This window comes from Solwaraspora sp. WMMD791 (genome assembly GCF_029581195.1).
In the GTDB taxonomy this organism is placed as follows: Bacteria; Actinomycetota; Actinomycetes; order Mycobacteriales; family Micromonosporaceae; genus Micromonospora_E.
Map to the genome: position 1 here is coordinate 4,473,275 of NZ_CP120737.1, position 20,829 is coordinate 4,494,103.

21 protein-coding genes are annotated in these 20,829 nt (G+C 73.2%); 12 read left to right on the forward strand and 9 right to left on the reverse strand.

Annotated features, from left to right (window positions below; all coding sequences use genetic code 11):
* Nucleotides 1–12: 12 nt before the first annotated feature.
* Genes O7623_RS19765 through O7623_RS19775 form a run of 3 tightly spaced genes read right to left on the reverse strand, consistent with a single transcriptional unit; the run spans nt 13 to nt 916 of the window.
* Complete coding sequence (locus tag O7623_RS19765) at nt 13–432, reverse strand: hypothetical protein (protein ID WP_282224505.1); 420 nt, start codon at nt 430–432, stop codon at nt 13–15.
* Nucleotides 429–680 carry a hypothetical protein gene (locus O7623_RS19770; protein WP_282224506.1) on the reverse strand — a complete coding sequence of 84 codons (252 nt, stop codon included), beginning with the start codon at nt 678–680 and terminating at the stop codon, nt 429–431. Before O7623_RS19770 ends, O7623_RS19765 begins: the two co-directional genes overlap by 4 nt.
* A 35-nt stretch (nt 681–715) precedes the next feature.
* A complete protein-coding gene (locus tag O7623_RS19775; protein WP_282224507.1) occupies nt 716–916 on the reverse strand; it encodes a hypothetical protein in 201 nt (66 codons plus the stop codon).
* Nucleotides 917–1,315: 399 nt separating this feature from the next.
* Here O7623_RS19775 and fdhD point away from each other — a divergent pair, with 399 nt between their 5' ends.
* A complete protein-coding gene (fdhD, locus tag O7623_RS19780; protein WP_282224508.1) occupies nt 1,316–2,197 on the forward strand; it encodes a formate dehydrogenase accessory sulfurtransferase FdhD in 882 nt (293 codons plus the stop codon).
* Between the two features lie 106 nt (nt 2,198–2,303).
* Entirely contained in the window at nt 2,304–2,822 is a 519-nt protein-coding gene (locus O7623_RS19785; protein WP_282224509.1) for a hypothetical protein, read from the forward strand.
* Between the two features lie 136 nt (nt 2,823–2,958).
* Here the strand turns inward: O7623_RS19785 and O7623_RS19790 are convergent, their stop codons facing one another.
* Complete coding sequence (locus O7623_RS19790) at nt 2,959–4,068, reverse strand: DUF4192 domain-containing protein (RefSeq protein WP_282224510.1); 1,110 nt, start codon at nt 4,066–4,068, stop codon at nt 2,959–2,961.
* Between the two features lie 185 nt (nt 4,069–4,253).
* On the opposite strand from O7623_RS19790, the gene O7623_RS19795 reads away from it, so the two are divergent.
* The 5 genes from O7623_RS19795 to O7623_RS19815 all read left to right on the forward strand — a co-directional run bounded on the left by O7623_RS19795 (nt 4,254) and on the right by O7623_RS19815 (nt 11,198).
* A complete protein-coding gene (locus O7623_RS19795) occupies nt 4,254–5,147 on the forward strand; it encodes a fructosamine kinase family protein (protein WP_282224511.1) in 894 nt (297 codons plus the stop codon).
* A gap of 136 nt (nt 5,148–5,283) precedes the next feature.
* Nucleotides 5,284–6,318 (forward strand): GTP 3',8-cyclase MoaA, encoded by a 1,035-nt coding sequence (gene moaA / locus O7623_RS19800; RefSeq protein ID WP_282224512.1) that lies wholly within the window; start codon nt 5,284–5,286, stop codon nt 6,316–6,318.
* A gap of 2 nt (nt 6,319–6,320) precedes the next feature.
* A complete protein-coding gene (locus O7623_RS19805) occupies nt 6,321–6,569 on the forward strand; it encodes a MoaD/ThiS family protein (protein WP_282224513.1) in 249 nt (82 codons plus the stop codon).
* A gap of 15 nt (nt 6,570–6,584) precedes the next feature.
* Entirely contained in the window at nt 6,585–7,877 is a 1,293-nt protein-coding gene (locus tag O7623_RS19810; RefSeq protein WP_282224514.1) for a metallophosphoesterase, read from the forward strand.
* Between the two features lie 69 nt (nt 7,878–7,946).
* The gene (locus O7623_RS19815) at nt 7,947–11,198 is read left to right on the forward strand and encodes a UvrD-helicase domain-containing protein (RefSeq protein WP_282224515.1); all 3,252 of its coding nucleotides are present in this window, start codon (nt 7,947–7,949) and stop codon (nt 11,196–11,198) included.
* A 17-nt stretch (nt 11,199–11,215) separates the two neighbouring features.
* On the opposite strand, the gene O7623_RS19820 is transcribed toward O7623_RS19815, so the two are convergent.
* On the reverse strand, nt 11,216–12,118 hold the full coding sequence (locus O7623_RS19820) for an EamA family transporter (protein ID WP_282224516.1): 903 nt from the start codon (nt 12,116–12,118) through the stop codon (nt 11,216–11,218).
* Between the two features lie 213 nt (nt 12,119–12,331).
* On the opposite strand from O7623_RS19820, the gene O7623_RS19825 reads away from it, so the two are divergent.
* The 5 genes from O7623_RS19825 to O7623_RS19845 all read left to right on the forward strand — a co-directional run bounded on the left by O7623_RS19825 (nt 12,332) and on the right by O7623_RS19845 (nt 18,063).
* On the forward strand, nt 12,332–13,294 hold the full coding sequence (locus O7623_RS19825) for a hypothetical protein (protein ID WP_282224517.1): 963 nt from the start codon (nt 12,332–12,334) through the stop codon (nt 13,292–13,294).
* 48 nt (nt 13,295–13,342) lie between these two features.
* The gene (locus O7623_RS19830) at nt 13,343–14,245 is read left to right on the forward strand and encodes a hypothetical protein (RefSeq protein WP_282224518.1); all 903 of its coding nucleotides are present in this window, start codon (nt 13,343–13,345) and stop codon (nt 14,243–14,245) included.
* A 132-nt stretch (nt 14,246–14,377) separates the two neighbouring features.
* Nucleotides 14,378–15,658: an ATP-binding protein gene (locus O7623_RS19835; RefSeq protein WP_282224519.1), complete on the forward strand. Its 1,281-nt coding sequence runs from the start codon at nt 14,378–14,380 to the stop codon at nt 15,656–15,658.
* 79 nt (nt 15,659–15,737) lie between these two features.
* Nucleotides 15,738–16,289 (forward strand): DoxX family membrane protein, encoded by a 552-nt coding sequence (locus O7623_RS19840; protein WP_282224520.1) that lies wholly within the window; start codon nt 15,738–15,740, stop codon nt 16,287–16,289.
* Between the two features lie 280 nt (nt 16,290–16,569).
* Entirely contained in the window at nt 16,570–18,063 is a 1,494-nt protein-coding gene (locus O7623_RS19845) for a glycosyltransferase 87 family protein (RefSeq protein WP_282224521.1), read from the forward strand.
* A 77-nt stretch (nt 18,064–18,140) separates the two neighbouring features.
* Here O7623_RS19845 and O7623_RS19850 read toward each other — a convergent pair whose 3' ends face one another.
* From O7623_RS19850 to moaC, 4 genes are read right to left on the reverse strand one after another with little or no spacing between them, the layout of a single operon-like run.
* Entirely contained in the window at nt 18,141–18,560 is a 420-nt protein-coding gene (locus O7623_RS19850) for a molybdenum cofactor biosynthesis protein MoaE (protein ID WP_282229483.1), read from the reverse strand.
* Between the two features lie 8 nt (nt 18,561–18,568).
* Nucleotides 18,569–19,792 carry a molybdopterin molybdotransferase MoeA gene (locus O7623_RS19855; RefSeq protein WP_282229484.1) on the reverse strand — a complete coding sequence of 408 codons (1,224 nt, stop codon included), beginning with the start codon at nt 19,790–19,792 and terminating at the stop codon, nt 18,569–18,571.
* A gap of 55 nt (nt 19,793–19,847) precedes the next feature.
* Nucleotides 19,848–20,330 carry a MogA/MoaB family molybdenum cofactor biosynthesis protein gene (locus O7623_RS19860; protein WP_282224522.1) on the reverse strand — a complete coding sequence of 161 codons (483 nt, stop codon included), beginning with the start codon at nt 20,328–20,330 and terminating at the stop codon, nt 19,848–19,850.
* Nucleotides 20,327–20,818 (reverse strand): cyclic pyranopterin monophosphate synthase MoaC, encoded by a 492-nt coding sequence (moaC, locus tag O7623_RS19865; protein ID WP_282224523.1) that lies wholly within the window; start codon nt 20,816–20,818, stop codon nt 20,327–20,329. The genes O7623_RS19860 and moaC overlap by 4 nt, the downstream gene beginning before the upstream one ends.
* Nucleotides 20,819–20,829: the final 11 nt, after the last annotated feature.

Sequence of the window (20,829 nt, forward strand, 5' to 3'; positions counted from 1 at the left end):
GTCGCGGCGGGCCTACGGTTGGCCGAGGTCGAGAATGCTCCAGCCTCCGGGCAGGATGGCGGCGGCCGGTTTGGGGTCGGTGGTGGCCAGGTGCGCCTGGTGAGCGATGGCGCTTCGAGCTGCGTGGCCAAGGGCGATGTCGCCGCCTGCGGCACGTGCCAGAACGCCGGCTTGGCGGATGTCGTCGTTGCCGGGCTCAGCCCCGAGTGGTAGCACGGTGACCGTCGGCGTGGTGGTCAGGAGTGTGAGCAGGGCGGTGCTGACCTCGCTGCTGGCTGCGGCGTAGGCAGCGGCAAGACAAGCTGCCGGTACGCCGACCGTGCGGCCTTCGTCGGCGACCTCGGCGATCAGTTCGCCCACGGCGACTTGCCCGTCGACGTACGCGGCGAGCGCGGTGGCGTCCAGGACCACCGCGACCTGTTTGACGCTCACGCGGCCTCGTCGAGCATGCGCTGTCCCTCCGCGAGGGCTTCATCAGAGATCGGTGCCGCAAGGCGGTCGCGCCACCGGGTCTTGCCTGCGTCGGTGACCTCGATGCCGGCGCGGCGAAGCACCTCGTCGAGTTGGATGCCGGCCATCTGAGCGCGCACGGCTGCGGTGATGGCGGCGCTGACGTTGGGCTGTCCGTCGAGCCACCGGGCGACGTCGTCAGGAACGCTGATCGAGCGTTTCGCGGTCATGCGCCAAGCTTACCCTTCCGGTAGTACCGCCGGTGCTACCGGCGGCGTTCTGCCAGCCAACTCGCCGCGACGTACTCGAAGATGTCGGCGTCGGTCTCCTGCTGCCAGCGAGGCAGCGCGTCCCAGTCGGCGACGTACGACGGCTTCGGGTCGTCGAAGCGGCCCGTCTGCTCCCGACTCAGCTTCGCGGTCGCCCCCGAGCTGACCCGTACGAAGTCACGGATCTGACCGCACACGGCCGCCGCCTGCCGCTCCCACTCCGGGATGGTGTCCCACGGGGCGACAAACCCTGGCTTCGATTCCCCGGGTAGTGCCTGCGGACTCCGGCGATCCACGCTTCCCGGAACAGACGACCCGCTTCGTCACTCATGATCGGCTTGACTCTCCTCAGGCTGCGACGTCGGCCACCAGACTCGGCGTCAACCTGGCGGCCACGGGTACCTCCGCGCATCCATGGATTGCGATCCAGCGTACGGGAGAAGGCACCGAGCGAGGCCCCCTGCCGCACAGATGCACCACGGATGCCTCATCGCACCGCCGGCCGTACCGCCGGCCACATCCTGACCGGTGTCCCGCCGGCCGGGATGGGTCGGACCGGTGGGCTGTCGACCTAGGTCGGCGGCAGGATGGGTGGCATGGGCAGGGCGAGTGAACGCCGCACGGTGCTGCGGATCGAGGTCGGCAACGACAGTGGCGCCGCCGGCACGGACGGATCGACGCGGCAGGTACGCCGGATGGACACCGTCGCCGGGGAGGAGCCGCTGGAGATCCGGGTCGGGCCGGCCGGACCGGCCCGGCGGCGTCCGCTGGCGGTCACCATGCGTACGCCGGGCAACGACATCGACCTGGCGATCGGTTTCCTGCTCACCGAAGGGCTGATCGGGGCGGCCGACGACGTGGTGACCGCCCAACTGTGCGCCGGCACCGACACGCCGAACACGTACAACGTCGTCGATGTGACCCTCGCCGGGCACGTGCCGCCGCCGGAGACGGACCCGGCCCGCAACTTCTACACGACCAGTTCGTGCGGGGTGTGCGGCAAGGCGAGCATCGACGCGGTGCGCACCCGGTCCCGGTTCGACGTCGCCGCCGACCGGTTCGACCTGGATCCGTGGCTGCTGGCAGCGCTGCCGGACCGGCTGCGCGCCGCCCAGCAGGGCTTCGACCGCACCGGCGGGCTGCACGCCGCCGGTCTGTTCACCACCGACGGGCAGGTACGCGTGGTCCGCGAGGACGTCGGCCGGCACAACGCCGTCGACAAGGTGGTCGGCTGGGCCGCCCGGGAGGGGCTGCTGCCGCTGCGGGGTCATCTGCTGCTGGTCTCCGGCCGGGCCAGTTTCGAGCTCACCCAGAAGGCGTGGATGGCCGGCATTCCGGTGCTGGCCGCGATCTCCGCGCCGAGCAGTCTGGCGGTCGCCCTCGCCGAGGAGGCGGGGATGACCCTGGTCGGGTTCCTCCGCGACGCGACGATGAACGTCTACGCAGGCGCGGACCGGTTGGCGCAGCCCCTGGGTTGACCAGACTGCCGGCCACGACGGGCGCGGCAGCCCCCACAAGATCCCGGCCGCGTCTAGACTTGCCGGCGCTGAACAGCGCAGACAGCCAAGATCGGAGACGCGGGCCATGCAGGTCGCCGAAGTCCTGGGCGTGCTCGAAGCACTGTTCCAGAGCAGCAAGCACCCGGACATCACCGACGTCCGGCGGTACGGGCAGGACGCCGAGCCCGGTGGCAACTCGCCAGCCGGGGTACGGGTCTACTACTCGACCGGATCGACCGGGATGCTGTGGGTGGCCGCCGGCAAGCCCGCGCCCGCATCGGCGGCGTTACCGGCCGGGATGCCGGCACCGCGTGAGCGGGCGCGTCGCACTTTGGCGTTCGCCGTGCAGTTGCTGGACTTCGCACGCCCTGAGGAGTTCACGTCGTGGGAGCCGTGCGCCTTTCCTGGCGTGCACATGTCTCCGTCCGGCGTGAAGATCACCTGCCGGGACGGCAGCGCCGTCTTCCTCCGGGCGACCTCGACCACCGGACCCGGCGGCATCGCAGGAGAGCCGAACGAGGACCCGTACCCGGACTACCAGATCCCGGAAGGAGTCCGTTCGTGGCGCCAAGAGGTAGATGCTCGGTCTGTGGCCAGCAGGTGACCAGCGCCCCCGGGCAGCCCGCGCCGGCGCATCAGAGTCCGGGAAGCCGGGCCAGATGCGCCGGGTCAGGCCAGCCCACGTCCTGACCTGCGGCCGGGCGGGTGACCGACCGGCGCAGGCTCGGTGGTTGGCTCCGTCACGGGCGGCGGCGACCGGCGGGGCGGGCGCGGTCGCGCTGCTCGCCGTCGGGTCGGCGGCGCGGGCGGGTGCCGGAGCGGCCCGGACGGCCCTTGCGGTCCGGCTTGGGCCACGGGCCGAGCGCCGCCGGCGGGATGCCCCGGACCAGGACGTCGTCCATCAGCCGGGCCATCGAGTACTGCGGCTCGACGTCGAGGGCCCGGTCGAGGGCGACCCGGGCGAGGGCACCGTTGCCGATCCGCCAGGCGGCGAACGCGAGCAGACTGGCCGGCCCGGCGGCCAGGTCCGGCTCGGCGCGGCAGGCGACGTCCTGCCAGAAGGTGACCTGCCAGGGCTCCTCGGTCACCCGCTCCCAGGCGTAGTCGCGGATCTCCAGGTCGGTCAAAGCCAGGCTGAGCCAGGCGACGTCGTCGTCGGTCGGGGCGCTGCCGCGTCGCTGCCGGTCCAGCAGCAGCCGTACGGTCTTCTCGCCGGCCCGGCGCAGGGTGCGGGCGCCGAGCAGGTCACCGGGCGGGGATTCGTCGAGCAGTGCGCGGCGTCGGGCGCGGGCCCGTTCGGTGGCGGCCCGCATCGCCGAGCGGGCGGCCCCGGTGACCGGCTCGACCTGGCGGCGCAGGGCGGCCCGGTCGGGCAGGGCGACCTGACCGGCGACGGTGGCGGCCACGGCGAGCGGGCTGAACCGGGTGTCGATGGGGTGGCCCTCCGGTGGGCAGCAGGTCGGGTCGTCGCAGAAGGCGGACCAGTAGCGGTCGTCGGTGACCCGCAGCGCGTCGAGCAGCATGATCTCCTGGTTGCGCAGGGCCGCCGTGGTGGCGGCCAGGGCGGGTGCGACGGCCTCGGGCGGGCCGTAGCCGAGCAGCACGGCGGCGTCCACCTGCTGTCGGTCGACGATCGTCGTCAGCTGGGCGGTGGCCGCGGCGCGCAGCTCGGCGCTGGCGGTGTCGTCGGGCAGGTCGGCACGGGCGGCGAAGACGACGGTGGCGTCGCGCATCCCGACCACCACCATGCTGTCGGTGGGATGGAAGCCGATCAGGTATGGCACGGCCGCGATCAGGTCGGCGGGCTCGCGGACGGTCAGTGCGGCGCTGGCGGGATCGATGGGTGTCATGTGGACAACTGTTCCGGCCGGGCCGGCAGCGCACCGACCCCCTGTGGACAACCGGCCCGCCGACCGACGACACGCCGACTTATCCACAGCTACGCTCCGTATTGGTGCAGGTAGGGCGATTTCCGCAGCATGTGGCGGCGGCCCCGGTGCGGCGTGTGGCGGCGGCCCGGCGTTACGGTGCCGGCATGGATCTGGCGTACCTGCGGGCCCACCCGGAGCACCTGCCGACCTTCCTGACGCATCAGCGCATCCGGGAGACCCCGGTGGCCGGTGGCAGCATCTGCGCGGCGAGCCGGCTCACCCTTGACGACGGCAACTCGGTGTTCGCGAAGACCTGGCCGGAGACCGCCGCCGCGCCGGTGCCCGAGGGTTTCTTCGCCGCCGAGGCCGCCGGGCTGCGCTGGCTGGGTGCGGCCGGCGGTGCCCCGGTGCCCGAGGTGATCGTGGCGCTGCCGGAGCTGCTGGCCCTGGAGTGGGTCGAGCCGGGCGAGCCGGACGCCGCCGCCGCCGAACGGTTCGGCCGGGAACTCGCCGTCACCCACCGGGCCGGTGCGGCGTTCTTCGGTGCCGACTGGCCGGGTGTGATCGGCGCGTTACCGCAGGACAACACCCCGACGACCGACCAGCCGTGGCCGGAGTGGTTCGCGCAGCGCCGGCTGGCACCGTACCTGCGGATGTCGGCCGACGGCGGCGCGCTCACCGCCGCCGAGGTCGCCCTGGTCGAGCAGTTGATCGACCGGATCGACGAGTACGGCGGCGACGAGCCGCCAGCCCGGGTGCACGGTGACCTGTGGCCGGGCAACCTGCTGTGGGGGGCGGACGGGCGGGTCCGGCTGGTCGACCCGGCGGCGCACGGCGGTCATCGCGAGACCGACCTGGCGCAGTTGGCCCTCTTCGGTGGCGCCCCGCACCTGGACCGGATCCTGGACGGCTACCAGCAGCAGTGGCCGCTGGCCGACGGCTGGGCCGCCCGGGTGCCGTTGCACCAACTGCAGCTGCTGCTGGTGCACACCGCGCTGTTCGGGGCGGCGTACCGCTCGGCGGTGGCCGACGCGGCCCGCGCCGCGCTGCGTGGCTGACCGCACCGCGAGCCTGCGCCGCACCGCGAGCCTGCGCCGCGCGGCGAACCTGCGCCGCACCGCGAACGTGACCGCGCTGCGTGGCAGAGCATCCCGCCGAAACACGGACGTCGGACCGGCGCGCTACCGTCGGCGCATGGAACCGAGCGCACGGCCCGTCGACGGCCGGCTCACCGACCGGTACGGACGGGTCGCCACGGACCTGCGGGTGTCCCTGACCGACCGGTGCAACCTGCGCTGCTCCTACTGCATGCCGCCGGAGGGATTGCCCTGGCTGCCCAGCGCGGAGATTCTCACCGACGACGAGGTGATCCGGCTGGTCGCAGTGGCGGTGACCCGGCTCGGGGTGACCGAGGTGCGGTTCACCGGCGGGGAGCCGCTGCTGCGTCCCGGCCTGTCCCGGATCGTCGCGGCAGTGGCGGCGCTGCGGCCCCGGCCGGTGCTCTCGCTGACCACCAACGGGATCGGGCTGGACCGGTTGGCGCCGGGGCTGCGCGCCGCCGGGCTGGACCGGGTGAATGTGTCGTTGGACACGCTCGACCCGGAGCGGTTCGCCCGGTTGGCACACCGGCGGCGGCTCCCCGACGTGCTCGCCGGACTGGCCGGGGCGGCGGCGGCCGGGCTGACCCCGGTCAAGATCAACGCCGTGCTGCTGCGCGGCGTCAACGACGACGAGGCACCGGCCCTGCTGCGGTACGCCCTGCGGCACGGCTACGAGCTGCGCTTCATCGAGCAGATGCCGTTGGACGCCCAGCAGTCCTGGGACCGGGCGCAGATGGTCACCGCCGCCGAGACCCTCGCGGCGCTGCAGGCCGAGTTCACCCTGCTGCCGGATCCCGCCGAACGCGGTGGCGCGCCGGCCGAGACGTGGCTGGTCGACGGTTTCGACACCCCGGCCGGTACGCCGGCCCGGGTCGGCGTCATCGGGACGGTGACCCGGCCGTTCTGCGGCGACTGCGACCGGACCCGGCTGACCGCCGACGGCCAGGTGCGGGACTGCCTCTTCGCCCGGCACGAGTCCGACCTTCGGGGCGCGTTGCGGGCCGGGGCCGACGACGCCGAGTTGGCCCGGCGCTGGCGGGTGGCGATGGCCGGCAAGCGGGCCGGGCACGGCATCGACGACCCGACGTTCCTGCAGCCGGCCCGGCCGATGTCGGCGATCGGCGGCTGAGCATGGAATCGGTGACGGTGCGTTACTTCGCCGGGGCACGGGCGGCGGCCGGCCGGACCAGCGACGCCGTACCGGCCGGGCTGGACCGCGACGGCTTCGTCACCGAGTTGACCAGGCGGCACGGCGACGGGCTGGGCCGGGTGCTGGCGGTGGCGAGTTTCCTGGTCGACGGCACCGTCTGGCATGATCGTCACGCACCGTTGCCGGCCGGTGCCACGGTCGACGTACTGCCACCATTTGCCGGCGGCTGAGGAGAGGCCGACGCTGTGCTCGCCGTACTCGGGTTCGTCGGCACCCTGACGCTGATCACCGGCCTGATCCACCTCTACCTGTGGCGACGTCTGGTGCGTGACACCACCCGGCCGGGGCGGTGGCGGCGGGCCGGCAGCCTGCTGGCCCTCGGGTTGGCGGTCCTGGTGCCGACGACGATGGTCAGCACCCGGTCCGCCGGAATGTCCTGGCTGGCCTGGCCCGGTTACGTGTGGCTGGCGGTGATGTTCTACCTGCTGGTCGTCCTGCTGGCGCTGGAGCTGCCGCTGCTGGTGGTCCGGCTCGTCGGGCGGGCGCGCGGCCGGCAGGTCGGCACGCTGGACTCGGTGCCGGTGACCGCCCCTGCGGCCGCGGCGGGCCCACCGCCGCCGACCGCGCTGCCCGGCGGTCGACCCGCTACCGACATCGTGCCGGACCCGGGACGGCGGCTGCTGATCGCCCGGGGCGCGGCGATCTTCGCCGGGTTGACCGCCGCCGGCGTCACCGGCTACGGCGTACGGACCGCCCTCGGACCGCCCCAGCTGGACCGCGTGCAGATCCCGATCGCCCGGCTGCCCCGGGCCATGGACGGGCTGCGGATCGCCACCGTGTCGGACATCCACATCGGACCGCTGACCGGGGTCGGGCACACCGCCCGGATCGTGGAGCTGATCAACAGTCTGGACGCCGACCTGGTCGCGGTCGTCGGCGACCTGGTCGACGGTACGGTCGCCGAACTCGGCCCGACCGCCGCCCCGCTGGCCGGTCTGCGGGCCCGGTACGGCAGCTTCTTCGTCACCGGCAACCACGAGTACTACTCCGGCGCGCAGGAGTGGGTCACCGAGGTGCAGCGGCTCGGCCTGCAGGTGCTGGTCAACGAACGCCGGGAGATCGTCACCCCGGGCGGGGTGCTCGACCTGGCCGGGGTCAACGACCCGACCGGTGCGACGGCGAGTCCGGCCGATGGTGCGCAGGTCGGTCCGCCGGACGGTCCGCTGGCCGGCCCGGACTACGACCGGGCGCTCGGTGACCGGGACCGCGACCGGCCGGTGGTGCTGCTCGCCCACCAGCCGGTGCAGGCCCACGAGGCCGCCCGGTACGGCGTCGACCTGCAGCTGTCCGGGCACACCCACGGCGGTCAGATCGTCCCGTTCAACCTGGCCGTACGGCTGGTCCAGCCGGTCGTCTCCGGCCTGGCGACGGTCGACGGCACCCAGGTCTACGTGACCAACGGTGCCGGATTCTGGGGCCCGCCGGTGCGCGTCGGTGCCCCGCCGCAGGTCTCCCTGGTGCAGCTGCGCAGCGAGTGAGAGTCACGTCTCGTGCGTTCGCGCGCGTGGCGACCCTGCGCCCGGCCGGCGTTCGTGACAGGATGCGGCGTGCCCCCGTACCGCGCCGTGCCCTCCCCCGGCTCCGCCACGGGTCCCGGGTCCTTCGTCGCCGACCTGCACATCCACTCCCGGTACTCCCGCGCCTGCAGCCGCGACCTGAACATGTCGAACCTGGCCTGGTGGGCCCGACGCAAGGGCGTCAGCCTGCTCGGCACCGGCGACTTCACCCACCCGGCGTGGTTCGAGCATCTGCGTGAGTCGCTGCGCCCGGCCGAGCCGGGGCTGTACCGGCTCAGCCCGGACGCGGAGCGCGATGTCGCCCGCCGGCTGCCGCCCCGGCTGGCCAGCGAGGCCGAGGCGAACCCGGTGCGCTACATGCTCAGCGTCGAGATCTCGACGATCTACAAGCGGGACGACCGCACCCGCAAGGTGCACCATCTGATCTACCTGCCGGATCTGGAGGCGGTGGCCCGGTTCAACACCGCGTTGGGCCGCATCGGCAACCTCGGCTCCGACGGCCGGCCGATCCTCGGGCTGGACTCCCGCGACCTGCTGGAGATCACCCTGGAGGCGAGCGAGGACGGCTACCTGGTGCCGGCGCACATCTGGACACCGTGGTTCTCCGCGCTGGGCTCCAAGTCCGGCTTCGACGCGATCGCCGACTGCTACGCCGACCTGGCCGGGCACATCTTCGCGGTGGAGACCGGCCTGTCGTCGGACCCGGCGATGAACTGGCGGGTGTCCCATCTGGACAAATATCAGCTGGTGTCGAACTCCGATGCCCATTCGCCGCCCGCGCTGGCCCGGGAGGCGACCGTGCTGGACAGCGCGCTCGACTACTACGCCGTACGGGAGGCGCTGCGCACCGGAGACGGGCTGGTCGGCACGATCGAGTTCTTCCCGGAGGAGGGCAAGTACCACGCCGACGGGCACCGCAACTGTGGGGTCAACTGGTCGCCGGAGCAGACCCGGCAGGCCGCCGGCCGCTGCCCGCAGTGCGGCAAGCCGCTGACCGTCGGCGTACTGAGCCGGGTCGAGGATCTCGCCGACCGGCCGGACGGGCACCGGCCGGCGCACGCGAAGCAGGTCACCCACCTGGTGGCGCTGCCGGAGATCGTCGGCGAGATCCACCGGGTCGGTGCCCGGTCCAAGACCGTCGAGGGCCAGGTGGTCAACCTGGTCGCCGCGCTCGGCCCGGAGCTGGACATCCTGACCACGGTGCCGGTGGACGACATCCGGCGGGTCGGCGGGGAACTGCTCGCCGAGGCGATCGGTCGGCTGCGCCGCGGCGAGGTCCACCGGGTGCCGGGCTACGACGGCGAGTACGGCGTGATCACCCTGTTCGCACCGGGCGAGTTGGCGACCGGTGGCGGTGCCGGTCAGCCGGAGGCGCTGTTCGACGTACCGGTGCCGGCGCAGCGACCGCCCAGCGAGTCGGCTGCCGCCGGCGCAGCGCCCCCGACCGGTACCCGGCGCGCCAGCCGTGCCGGTGCCGCCCGGGCGGCCCGCAGCGGCCGGGCGGGCGCGGAGCCGGCACCGCCGCCGATCCCGCCGCCGCCGACGCCGTCGCCGCACGAGCCGTTCGAGCCGATGCTGGCCGGGATGGAGGAGGTCGGCACCGGGCTGCTGGACCGGCTCGACGCGATGCAACGGGTCGCCGCGTCCGCGCCGGGCGGGCCGCTGCTGATCGTGGCCGGGCCGGGCACCGGCAAGACCCGGACGTTGACCCACCGGATCGCGTACCTCTGCGCCGAACTGAACGTCTTCCCCGAGCACTGCCTGGCGATCACCTTCACCCGGCGGGCAGCCGAGGAGCTGCGGCACCGGCTCGACGGGCTGCTCGGCCCGGTCGCCGAGGACGTGACCGTGGCCACCTTCCACTCCCTCGGGCTGACCATCCTGCGGGAGAACCCGAAAGCCGCCGGGCTGCCGGCGACGTTCCGCATCGCCGACGACGCCGAGCGCGACCAGGCCCGCGCCGAAGCCGGCGAGGACGACGCCACGTACGCCAAGCTGCTGCGCGCGGCCGGTTTGGTCGACCTGGACGAGCTGGTCACCCTGCCGTTGCGGCTGCTGCGCGACGATCCGGCGCTGGTGCAGCGCTACCGGGACCGCTGGCGGTGGATCTTCGTCGACGAGTACCAGGACGTCGACGCCGACCAGTACGACCTGCTGCGGCTGCTCAGCCCGGCCGACGGCAACCTCTGCGCGATCGGCGACCCGGACCAGGCGATCTACTCGTTCCGGGGCGCTGACGTGCGCTACTTCCTGCGGTTCTCGGAGGACTTCGTCGACGCCCGGCTGGTCCGGCTGGCCCGCAACTACCGGTCGGCGGCGCCGATCCTGGCCGCCGCCGTGCAGGCCATCGCGCCCAGTTCGCTGGTGCGCGGCCGCCGGCTGGAGCCGGCCCGACTGGATCCGCAGGCGCCGCTGATCGGGCTCTACCCGGCCGCCACGGCCGCCGACGAGGCGGCGTTCGTCGTACGGACGGTCGACGAGCTGGTCGGCGGGGTGTCGCACCGGTCGCTGGACTCGGGGCGCATCGACGGGCAGTCGTCGACGGTGTCGTTCTCCGACATCGCCGTGCTGTACCGCACCGACGCCCAGTCCGGACCGATCGTGGAGGCGCTGACCCGGGCCGGCGTACCGGTGCAGAAGCGGTCGCACAACCGGCTGCGGGACCGGCCGGGGGTGCTGGCGATCGCCCGGGAGCTGCGCCACGTCGGTGTCAGCGGGCCGGACGCCGATCTCACCACCCGGGTCCGCGCCGCCGGTCAGGTGCTGGCCGACCGGTTGACCGCGCCGACCCTGGACGCGCCGAGCGGGCCGCAACTGGTGCCGGCGGACGTCTGGGCGGCGGTGGATCTGCTGACCCCGTTGGCGCACCGCTGCGGCGAGGACCTGTCGCTGCTGCTGGCGCAGGTGGAGACCGGTGCCGAGGTGGACGCGCTGGACCCTCGGGCCGAGGCGGTGACCCTGCTGACCCTGCACGCGGCGAAGGGCCTGGAGTTCCCGGTGGTCTTCCTGGTCGGCTGCGAAGACGGCCTGCTGCCGTTGCGGTTCGCCGGTAAGCCACCCAGCGAGGACGAGGTCGCGGAGGAGCGGCGGCTGTTCTTCGTCGGGCTGACCCGGGCACAGGACCGGCTGTACGTCTCCCACGCTGGTCGGCGGGTCCGGCACGGCCAGGAGCGGGAGATGCGGCCGACACCGTTCCTGGACGCGATCGACGCCGGCCTGTTCGACCGGCTCGGGGCGGAAGGTCCGCGCCGCCCGAAGGATCGCCAGCTACGCCTGCTGTGACCGCCACCGGTACGCCGTCACCTGCGACGGGTACGGGGTCTCGGCGACGCGCGCGGGCGTTCGGTGGTCACCACCAGCGCCACTCCGACGACGATCACCAGGCCACCGAGCAGGATGCGCGGGGTCACCGGTTCGGCGGCCAGCAGCGCGCCGAGCGCGACCGCGACCACCGGGTTGACGTACGCGTAGGTGGCGACCAGCGAGATCGGCGCGTGCTGCAACAGCCACACGTACGCGGTGAACGCGATCAGCGAGCCGGCCACCAGCAGGTACGTCAGTGCCCACCAGGATCTCGCCGAGACCTGGGTCAGGTCGACGCCGCGCAGTTCGCCCCGCAGCACACCGAACGCCACCAGCGCGGCCGCGCCGGCGGCCATCTGGTAGACGGTGGTGACGAAGGCGTCGGTCGGCATGCTGATCCGGCCGGCGATGAACGAACCGGCCGACCAGGCGGTGGCGGCAGCCACCACGACCAGCGATCCGGTCAGCGGCGCGGCCGCCGCGCCGCCGGTCGGGGCGATCAGCACGACCAGTCCACCCAGCCCGACGAGTACGCCGGCGACGGTGGTCGGCCGGGGACGGTCCCGCACCGCCAGCCGGTACACCACGACCAGCAACGGCACCGTCGCGATGAGCAGCGCGGCGACCCCGGACGGTACGGCGACCCCGGGCGGTCCGGACTCGGCCAGCATCACCAGCCCGTTCCCGCCGGTGAGCAGCAGTACGCCCACCGGTGCCGCGCCGGCGAGTTGGCGGGCGGTGACCCGCAGCGCGCCGCGACCTCGGCTGACCCGCAGGATCGCCGCGAGCAGCAGCGCCGCAAGGCCGAACCGGGCCCCCGCCGCCGCCATCGGTGGCATCGTCTCCACCACCACCCGGATAGCCAGGTAGGTCGAGCCCCAGACGACGTAGACGATCATCAGGGCCGACCAGATCAGCGCTGGTCGGGTTGCCGACACGGCAGTGGTCGCGCGCACCACCGGCCCGGCAAGTCCCCGCGAATCGGGCGGCTCGCCGGGAGTTGGCGTACTTCGGGGAGGTGAGCTCATCGGAGGCTCACGCTACGGTGACGTCATCGCCGCCGGAGTCAGTGGGTGGCCAGCGTCGAACGCCGCCGCGCAGGAGGACAGGACATGTCGCACTACGGACCGCCGGGCGGGCCGTACCCGGACCAGCAGCCGGACCGGTGGGCCGACCGGCAGCCGTCGGAGCCGTACCGGGAGCCGTCCGACCCGTGGGGTGGCAACGAACCCTGGGGGGAGACGCCGGCCGGTCGGGCGGAGCAGCCATGGCAGGACCGCGGGACCGAGCAGGCCTGGCCGGGCGGCGCGGGCCAGCAACAACCGTGGCAGGGCGGCACGGAGCAGGCCTGGCAGGGCGGCGCGGGTCAGCCGCCGCCGACGGGTTCCGACTGGCAGGGGTACGGCCAGCAGCCGTCCTCTGCTGACCAGAACTGGCACACTCCGACGGGCACCGGCTGGGCGGGTGCGGCGGAGCAGACCTGGCAGCAGTCCCCGTCGGGCCCGGCCGCCGGGCAGCAGCCGCCGGCAGGTGCGCCGCCGGCCTGGGAGCCCACTGCCGCACCGGGGCGGTCGGGGCGCAGCGGTGGCGGGTTGAGCGGCGGTCTGCTGGCCGTACTGCTCGGTGTCACGCTGCTGCTCTGCGGTGGCGGCGCGGCCGGAATCTATCTGATGACCCGGCCGGACTCGACCGAGGGCAATCAGGACGAGTTGGCGGTGCCGACCGCCGGGCCGCAGGTCGACGCGTCGGTCGAGCCGCCGGCGGAGCCGACCGCGACGCCTGATCCGGACCAGGCGACCGCGACGCCGACGCCCACGTCGTCGAATGACGCCCGATTCGTCACCGTCGGCCAGTGCGTCCGCAACGAGGCGGTGGCGGAGGAGGAGACTCCGGTACTGACCATCACCGACTGCGACGAAGGCGCATACGAAGTGCTCGCCCGCTTCGACGGCGTCACCGACGGCGAGGAGGACGCCAAGACCAAGTGCGCCGACGTGACCGGCTACACCAACTGGTATTTCTTCAACAGCCAGTTGGACGCCCTGGACTTCGTGCTCTGCCTGAAGCAACGGTGAGACGCACCGCACTGACCGGGAACTGGCAACCGTTGGTTACCGTCTCCGTTGGCACGGTTGGTCCGCGCCACGCTGCCCGACCACTCCACCCACCGCAGCGACAACGCTAGGGAGATCATGTCCAGCTATGGTCCGCCGGGCTACCCCGGTGCGGGACAGCCCGACGACCCGGCCGGCACACCGGGTCACTCCGGATATCCGCCGCAGGGTCCGGCCTACCCGCCGGGTGCCGGCTACCCACCGCCCGGTGCCCAGCCGGTGTCCGGAGGCGGCTACCCCGATCCGACGACCCCCTACCCGTCCTACCCGCCCGGCGGTGGCTACCCGGATCCGGGACAGCCGGCCGGCTACCCGCCGCCGACCTCAGGTGGTGGGGCGTACCCGCAGCCGGGATCGGGTGGTGGGGCGTACCCGCCGCCGCCGGGATCGGGCGGTTTCCCGCCGCCACCACCCCCGCCTGGCTGGGGTCCGCCTCCGCCGGGGATGCCGGGCGGTCAGCCGCCGAAGAAGTCCCGGACCGGCCTGATCATCGGGTTGGTGGTCGGTGCGGTGGTGCTGCTGATGCTCTGCGGCTGCGGAGCAATCGTGGCGATCGGGGCGCTGGCCGAGGATGGCGGCTCGACCGCCAGTGACCCGACTCCCGTGCCGTCGGTCGACGTGGAGCCGACGCTGGACGACGACCCCGCGTCGTCGGCTCCGCCGTCGACCGGTGACAGCGGCCTGATCGTGGTCGGCGACTGCGTGGTCAACGACGGTACCGACGACGACGCCGAGCTGCGCAAGGTCGCCTGCGAGCCGGGCTCGTACGAGGTGCTCGCCCGGATCCCGCTGACGACCGACACCGCACGCTGCGACGACCCGGTCTTCGGCCACGAGGAGACCGACACCACCTACGTGTTCGACAGCGACCAGACGATCCTCGATTACGTGCTCTGCATGAAGGAGCTCTGAGCGAGCGTCCGTAGCAGTTCCTAGGGCTCTCTAGCGCGAATGCTAGAGAGCCCTAGGCTTTCCGGGCCGGCACCTCTCGACACTTCTACCTGGTTCTAGCGATCACGCTAGACGACCCGATACGGTGCGAGAGTGGACCCGATCCGCAACCCGTACGCCCCCGGTGCCGGCCAGCGCCCACCCGAACTCGCCGGCCGTGGCCGCGAGGTCGACGTCTTCGACATCGTGCTGGAGCGCGTCGCCCGGGGCCGGCCCGAACGCAGCCTGATGCTCACCGGGCTGCGGGGCGTCGGCAAGACCGTCCTGCTCAACACCCTGCGGTCCCAGGCCATCAACCGGCTCTGGGGCACCGGCAAGATCGAGGCCCGGCCGGACCAGTCGCTGCGTCGCCCGGTCGCCGCCGCCCTGCACATGGCGGTCCGCGAACTCGCCCCCCGGCACCGGGCACCCGAGCGGATCGACGACTTCCTCGGCGTACTCAAGGCGTTCGCCCTACGGGCGAACCCGCCGGCCGCCAGCGGACGCGGCGGGGCGAACCGGCTGCGCGACCGCTGGCAGCCGGGCATCGACGTGCCGGCGGCCGTCGGCCGGGCCGACTCCGGCGACATCGAGATCGACCTGGTGGAGCTGTTCACCGACGCCGCCGCCGTCGCCACCGACGTCGGCACCGGGATCGCACTGTTCATCGACGAGATGCAGGACGTCGGCACCGACGACGTGTCGGCGCTCTGCGCCGCCTGCCACGAGTTGTCCCAGCTCGGCGGCCCGCTGATCGTGGTCGGCGCTGGGCTGCCGCACCTGCCGGCGGTGCTGTCCGCCGCCAAGTCCTACTCCGAACGGCTGTTCCGTTACCAGCGGATCGACCGGCTGGACCGGGTCGCCGCCGACCAGGCGCTGACCGCACCCGCGCAGCGCGAGCAGGTCGAATACGAACCCAAGGCCCTGGACCTGCTGTACGACAAGTCCGGCGGCTACCCGTACTTCGTGCAGGCGTACGGCAAGGCGACCTGGGACCACGCGCCGCGCTCGCCGATCACCGCCGCCGACGTACGGATGGCCGCGCCGGACGCCGAGGCGGAGCTGGCCGTCGGCTTCTTCGGTTCCCGCTTCGAGCGCGCCACCCCCGCCGAGCGCGAGTACATGCGGGCCATGGCGTCGCTGGCCGGCACCGCCGACCCGACCAGCGCGACGCCGTCGTCAGCGGGCGGGCCGTCGTCGGATGACGACGCCGCCGATCCGGACGCGGCGGTGTCGACCGCCGAGATCGCCCGTGCGCTGGGCCGCAAACCGGCGAGCCTGTCACCGGCCCGGGACGCCTTGATCAAAAAAGGGCTGATCTATTCGGGGGAACGCGGAACGGTGGCTTTCACCGTGCCGCACTTCGGTCGCTATCTGCGTACCCAGCCCGGCTGAACCGGGTAGGGCCCGCTCCGGATCACAGCGGCCGGGCGTTTGCCGGGTGACAGACCGGCCAACCGGGTATGACTGAGGCATGAGACCCGTACGCACCTTTGCCCGCGCCCTGCTCAGCAGCATCTTCATCGTCAGCGGCGCCCGCGCGGTCGCCGACCCCGGCCCGTACGTCGAGCGGGCCCGACCGGTCACCGACCGGCTCGCTCCGACGATCCGCCGGGCCGCGCCGCGGCTGCCCGCCGACACCGGCAGTCTGGTACGGCTGCACGGCGCCACCCAGCTCGTCGGTGGACTGTTGCTGGCCACCGGCCACGTCACCCGTCCGGCGGCGGCCGTGCTGGCCGCCTCCCTGGTGCCGACCACGGTCGCCGGGCATCCGTTCTGGTCGGCCACCGATCCGGCCCAGCGGCAACTCCATCAGGTGCACTTCCTGAAGAATCTCGGCCTTCTCGGCGGATTGTTGCTGGCTGCGGCGGATACTGGAGGTCGCCCGGGACTGTGGTGGCGTACCGGCCACGCGGTCCGCAACGGCCGGCGGTCGGTGCGGCGGGCGGTACGGTCGGCGCGCCGGGACGCCCGGATCGCGGTCCGTTCGGCGGCCACCGCCCGCCGGCTACCGGGCCGGGGATGAGGCTCGCCGGCCGGGAGACCGCCGGGCTCCGGCGAAACGCCCGGGCCTGCGCTGATGACACAGCGTCGTCGGTAAATATCGGACTTCAATGTTTAGTTGACCATTGAAGACCACGAACCATACAGAAGGCGCCACACAGCGTTAACGCGGTGGAAATGTCGCGAACTAGTGTGGGATCGGACACGGTAGGGTAACGCGCGCGGTCGGGGACGACGCTGCGTTCTAGGCTCGGACGGGCACACGGAATTCTCTGCGATCGACAACCGGGGGTGGGTGGATCATGGTGACGGACGTCCGTGAACGGGTCCGTCGTCTCACTCCGTTGCGCCGCCGTCATCTTGCGCGGGTCCGCCGCGCGTGGCGCGGGCTCGACCGCGCCACCCTGGTGCGGCTCGGCCTGATCGCGCTGACCTGCTACGCCGCCTGGTACGCGATCGGCCTGTTCGGCCGGCCGTACAACTTCTTCGACATGCGGATCTACCACGGGGCGATGCTGTGGTGGACCAACGGCGGCGAGTTGTACGGGTTCATCGCCCCCGAGACCACCCTCGGCTTCACCTATCCACCGTTCGCCGGGCTCACCATGCTGCCGATGGCACTGGTCCCGATGCTCGCCGCCGGCTGGATCAACGTCCTGCTCGGCATCGCCGCCCTGGCCGTGGTCCTCGCCGTGCTGCTCGCGCCGATCGCCGACCGCTGCGGATGGCCGCGCTGGTTCGTCGTCGGCCTGGCGGTCCCGCTGGCGGTGGCCATCGAGCCGGCCCGCGAGACGCTCGGCTACGGCCAGGTGAACCTGCTGCTCTTCGGCCTGATCATCGCCGATCTGGTGGCGCTGCGCTGGCGGGCCGCGCCGGCGCCGCACCGGCTGGCCACCGGCGGGCCGCTGCGCCGGATCTTCTTCAGCGGCATCTGGGCCGGCGCCGGCATCGGGCTGGCCACCTCGATCAAGCTGACCCCGGCGCTGTTCATCGTCTACCTGCTGGTCACCCGGCAGTGGCGGGCCGCCACCACGGCCATCGGCACCGCCGCGCTGGTCACCGTCGGCGCGATGGTCGTCGCGACGAAGGAGTCGGCCGCCTACTTCACCTCGGTACTCTGGGACACCAGCCGGGTGGGCGTGGCCGACATGACCCCGAACCAGTCGCTCGCCGGCGTCCTCGCCCGGCTCTACGACTCGATGCAGACCCCGGGGCTGCTCTGGTTCTCGTTCGCCGCCCTGCTGCTCGCCCTCGGGCTCAGCCGGGCCGCCCACGCCCACGCCGACGGCGACGAACTCACCGCGTTCACCCTGATCGGCCTCACCGCCAACGTGATCAGCCCGATCAGCTGGTCACACCACCTGGTGTTCGTCATCCCGGCGATCATCGTGCTGGCCGACGCGGCGCTGCGCCGACGCAGCGCCAGTCAGGGGCTGATCTCGCGGCGCACCTACCCGCCGACGGGGCCGGGGATCAGCGGGGTCGCCGGGCTGCGTACCCCGATCTGGTTCCCGGCGCTGACCGGGCTACGGCACGCGGCCGCCGCCGTCGCGCTCTACCTGCTCTTCCTGATCTCCCCGATCTGGCCCTACGAGCACAAGCTGCCGCAGGTGTCGCACTACCACGACGGCCTGTGGGGGGTGCTGATGGAGAACTCGCTCGGCCTGGCGCTGATCGCCCTCGTCGCCGCCCTGCCGTGGCGGCCCGGCGCCGAACCGGCCTTCTACCTGGACCCCCGCCCACAGATCCGGCACCGGCTGACCGTGCAGGCCGGTCGGTCCCGCACCCATGACTGACCGCACCGATCGTCCGACCGCACCGACCGGTCGGTCCCGCACCCGCGACCGACCGCACCGACGGGTGCGCGGCGAGCCTACGGGCAGTTGACCCATTCCTCGGTGCCGTCGGCGAAGAACTGCCGCTTCCAGATCGGCAGCCGGGCCTTCGCCTCGTCGACGAGCCGGGCGCAGGCGGTGAAGGCCGCCGCCCGGTGCGCGGTGCTCACCGCCGCCACCAACGCCACGTCACCGATGGCCAACGGACCGAGCCGGTGCGACACCGCGACCGCGTACACCGCCGGGTCGGCGGCCACCTCCCGGGCCACCTCGCGCAGGATCTCCTCCGCACTGGGATGACCCTCGTACTCCAGCCGGGTCACCGACCGGCCATGGTCGTGGTCGCGGACCACCCCCTGGAAGGAGACCACCGCACCGGCGCGGTGGTCCGCGACCGCCGCCTCGTGCGCCGCCAGGTCGAGCGGCGTCGCGGTCACCGCCACCAGGACAGGTCGGATCGGTACGGTCACGGCAGTCGCTCCCCGGGCAGCATCGGCAGTGGTACGACGGACACCTCGTCACCGGCCGCGCCGACACCCCCGGGCGGGATCACCGCGAACCCGGCGGCGGTGGCCAGCCCCCGCAGCATCGCCGACCCCACGTGCGGCACCGGGTACGCCGTACCGGTCACCGGGTCCAGCCGCACCAGCGCCAGATGGGTGAAGTCGCCCCGGCCGGATACGGCGGCACCGAGCCGGTGCCGGGGCAGGGTGGGCAGCGTCCGGCCGTGCACTCCGGCGAGCAGCGGCGCGACCAGGGACACCAGGGCGATGACGGCAGACTGGGGGTTGCCCGGCAGACCGGCGACGAACCGGTCCCGGCCGTCGTCGCCGGACACTCGGGCGAGCAGCATCGGGAACCCGGGACGGACCGCGACCGTGTTGACCACGTACTCGGCGCCGAGCTGCGCCAACGCTGGGTGCAGGTGGTCGACCGGGCCGTGCATGGTGCCCCCGGTGGTGCAGACCAGGTCGGCGTCGGCCAACGCCGTACGCAGCCCGTCGACGTGCGCGGCGAGCGTGTCGGCGACCGGGCCGGTGACCGCGTCGGCGGGCAGCTCACAGCCGTAGCGGCGCAGCCAGGCCGGCACCGACGGACCGAGGGCGTCGCGTACCCGGCCGGCCCCGGGCCGCCCGCCGGTCAGCAACTCGTCGCCGAAGACCAGTAGCGCGGCCCGGACCGGGCGGTGCACCGGCAGGCTGTCGTAGCCGCAGGAGGCGGCGAGGCCGATCACTGCGGGATCCACCGCCGTACCGGCCGGCAACAGTTCCTCACCGGCGGAGGCCTCCTCGCCCGGCGAACGCCACTCCGGTTGCGACCGGAGGTCGCCGTGCACCAGCCCCGCGTCGTCGACGGTCGACTCCTCGACCCGCAGCACACTGGTGGCGTCGACGGGCACCATCGCACCGGTCGCGATCTGCACCGCCACCCCGTCGTCGCCGAGCGCCGGCGGTACCCCACCGGCCAGCACCCGGCCCGTCACCCGCCACGGCCCGGCGCCACGGACCGCCCAGCCGTCGACGCTGGAGGTCCGGAACGCCGGCAGGTCGGTCAGGGTCACCAGCGGGGCGGCGAGGGTATGGCCGTCGGCCTGCGGCAACGGCACCTGCACCGGCGGGCGACGGGCGGCCCGGCCCACCGCGTGGACGAGCGCACGTGCCTGCGCCCAGTCGACGGGGCGGTGGTCCATGGCCGGCTGAGCCACGCCTGCGGACGGTTCGGCGGTCACCGGGCGAGCCTATCGGTCAGCCACGGGGGTGGTCGCCGCCGCTCAACTGGTCCAGCGCATGCCGCAGGATCGGGCCGAGCACGGCGAGCCCGTCGCGGGCACCACCGGTGGAGCCGGGCAGGTTGACGATCAGCGTCCGGCCGGCCACCCCGGCGACGCCGCGGGAGAGTGCGGCGGTGGGAACCGCCGTACGGCTGACCGCCCGGATCGCCTCGGCGATCCCCGGGATCTCGTAGTCGAGCACCGAGCGGGTCGCCTCGGGGGTGCGGTCGGTCGGGGTGATCCCCGTCCCGCCGCTGGTGAGGACCAACTGGACGCCGTCGGCGACGGCTCGGCGCAGCGCCTGCGCGACGGGGTCCCCGTCCGGCACGACCTCCGGCTCGTCGACCCGGCAGCCCAGGTCGCGCAGGCCGGCGACCAGCAGCGGGCCGCTGGTGTCCGCGTACACCCCGGAGGCGGCCCGGTTCGAGGCCACCACGACCCGCGCGTACGGGGTCACGGCCGGTCCGCCGGTCGCTGCCAGTCGCCGGTCTTGCCGCCGGACTTGGTCAGCACCCGGACCGCGTCGAGGGTGGCCGCCGGGTCGACGGCCTTGACCATGTCGATCAACGCCAGGCCGGCGGTCGCGACCGAGGTCAGGGCCTCCATCTCGACGCCGGTCCGGTCGGCGGTCCGGGCCGTCGCGGTGATCTCGACGGAGTCGTCGGTGATCTCCAGGTCGACCGTCACCCCGTGCAGCGCGATGGGGTGGCACAGCGGAATCAGGTCGGGAGTCCGTTTGGCTCCCATGATGCCGGCGATCCGGGCGACCGCCAGGGCGTCGCCCTTCGGTAGTCCGTCGCGGCGGAGCAGATCGGTCACTTCACGGGTGGTCCGCAGCCTTCCGGCGGCCACCGCACGACGTACGGACGGTGTCTTGGCGGTCACGTCCACCATCCGCGCGGCGCCCGCGTCATCGACATGGGTCAGGTTCGGCACCTCGGTCACCTGAACGAGCC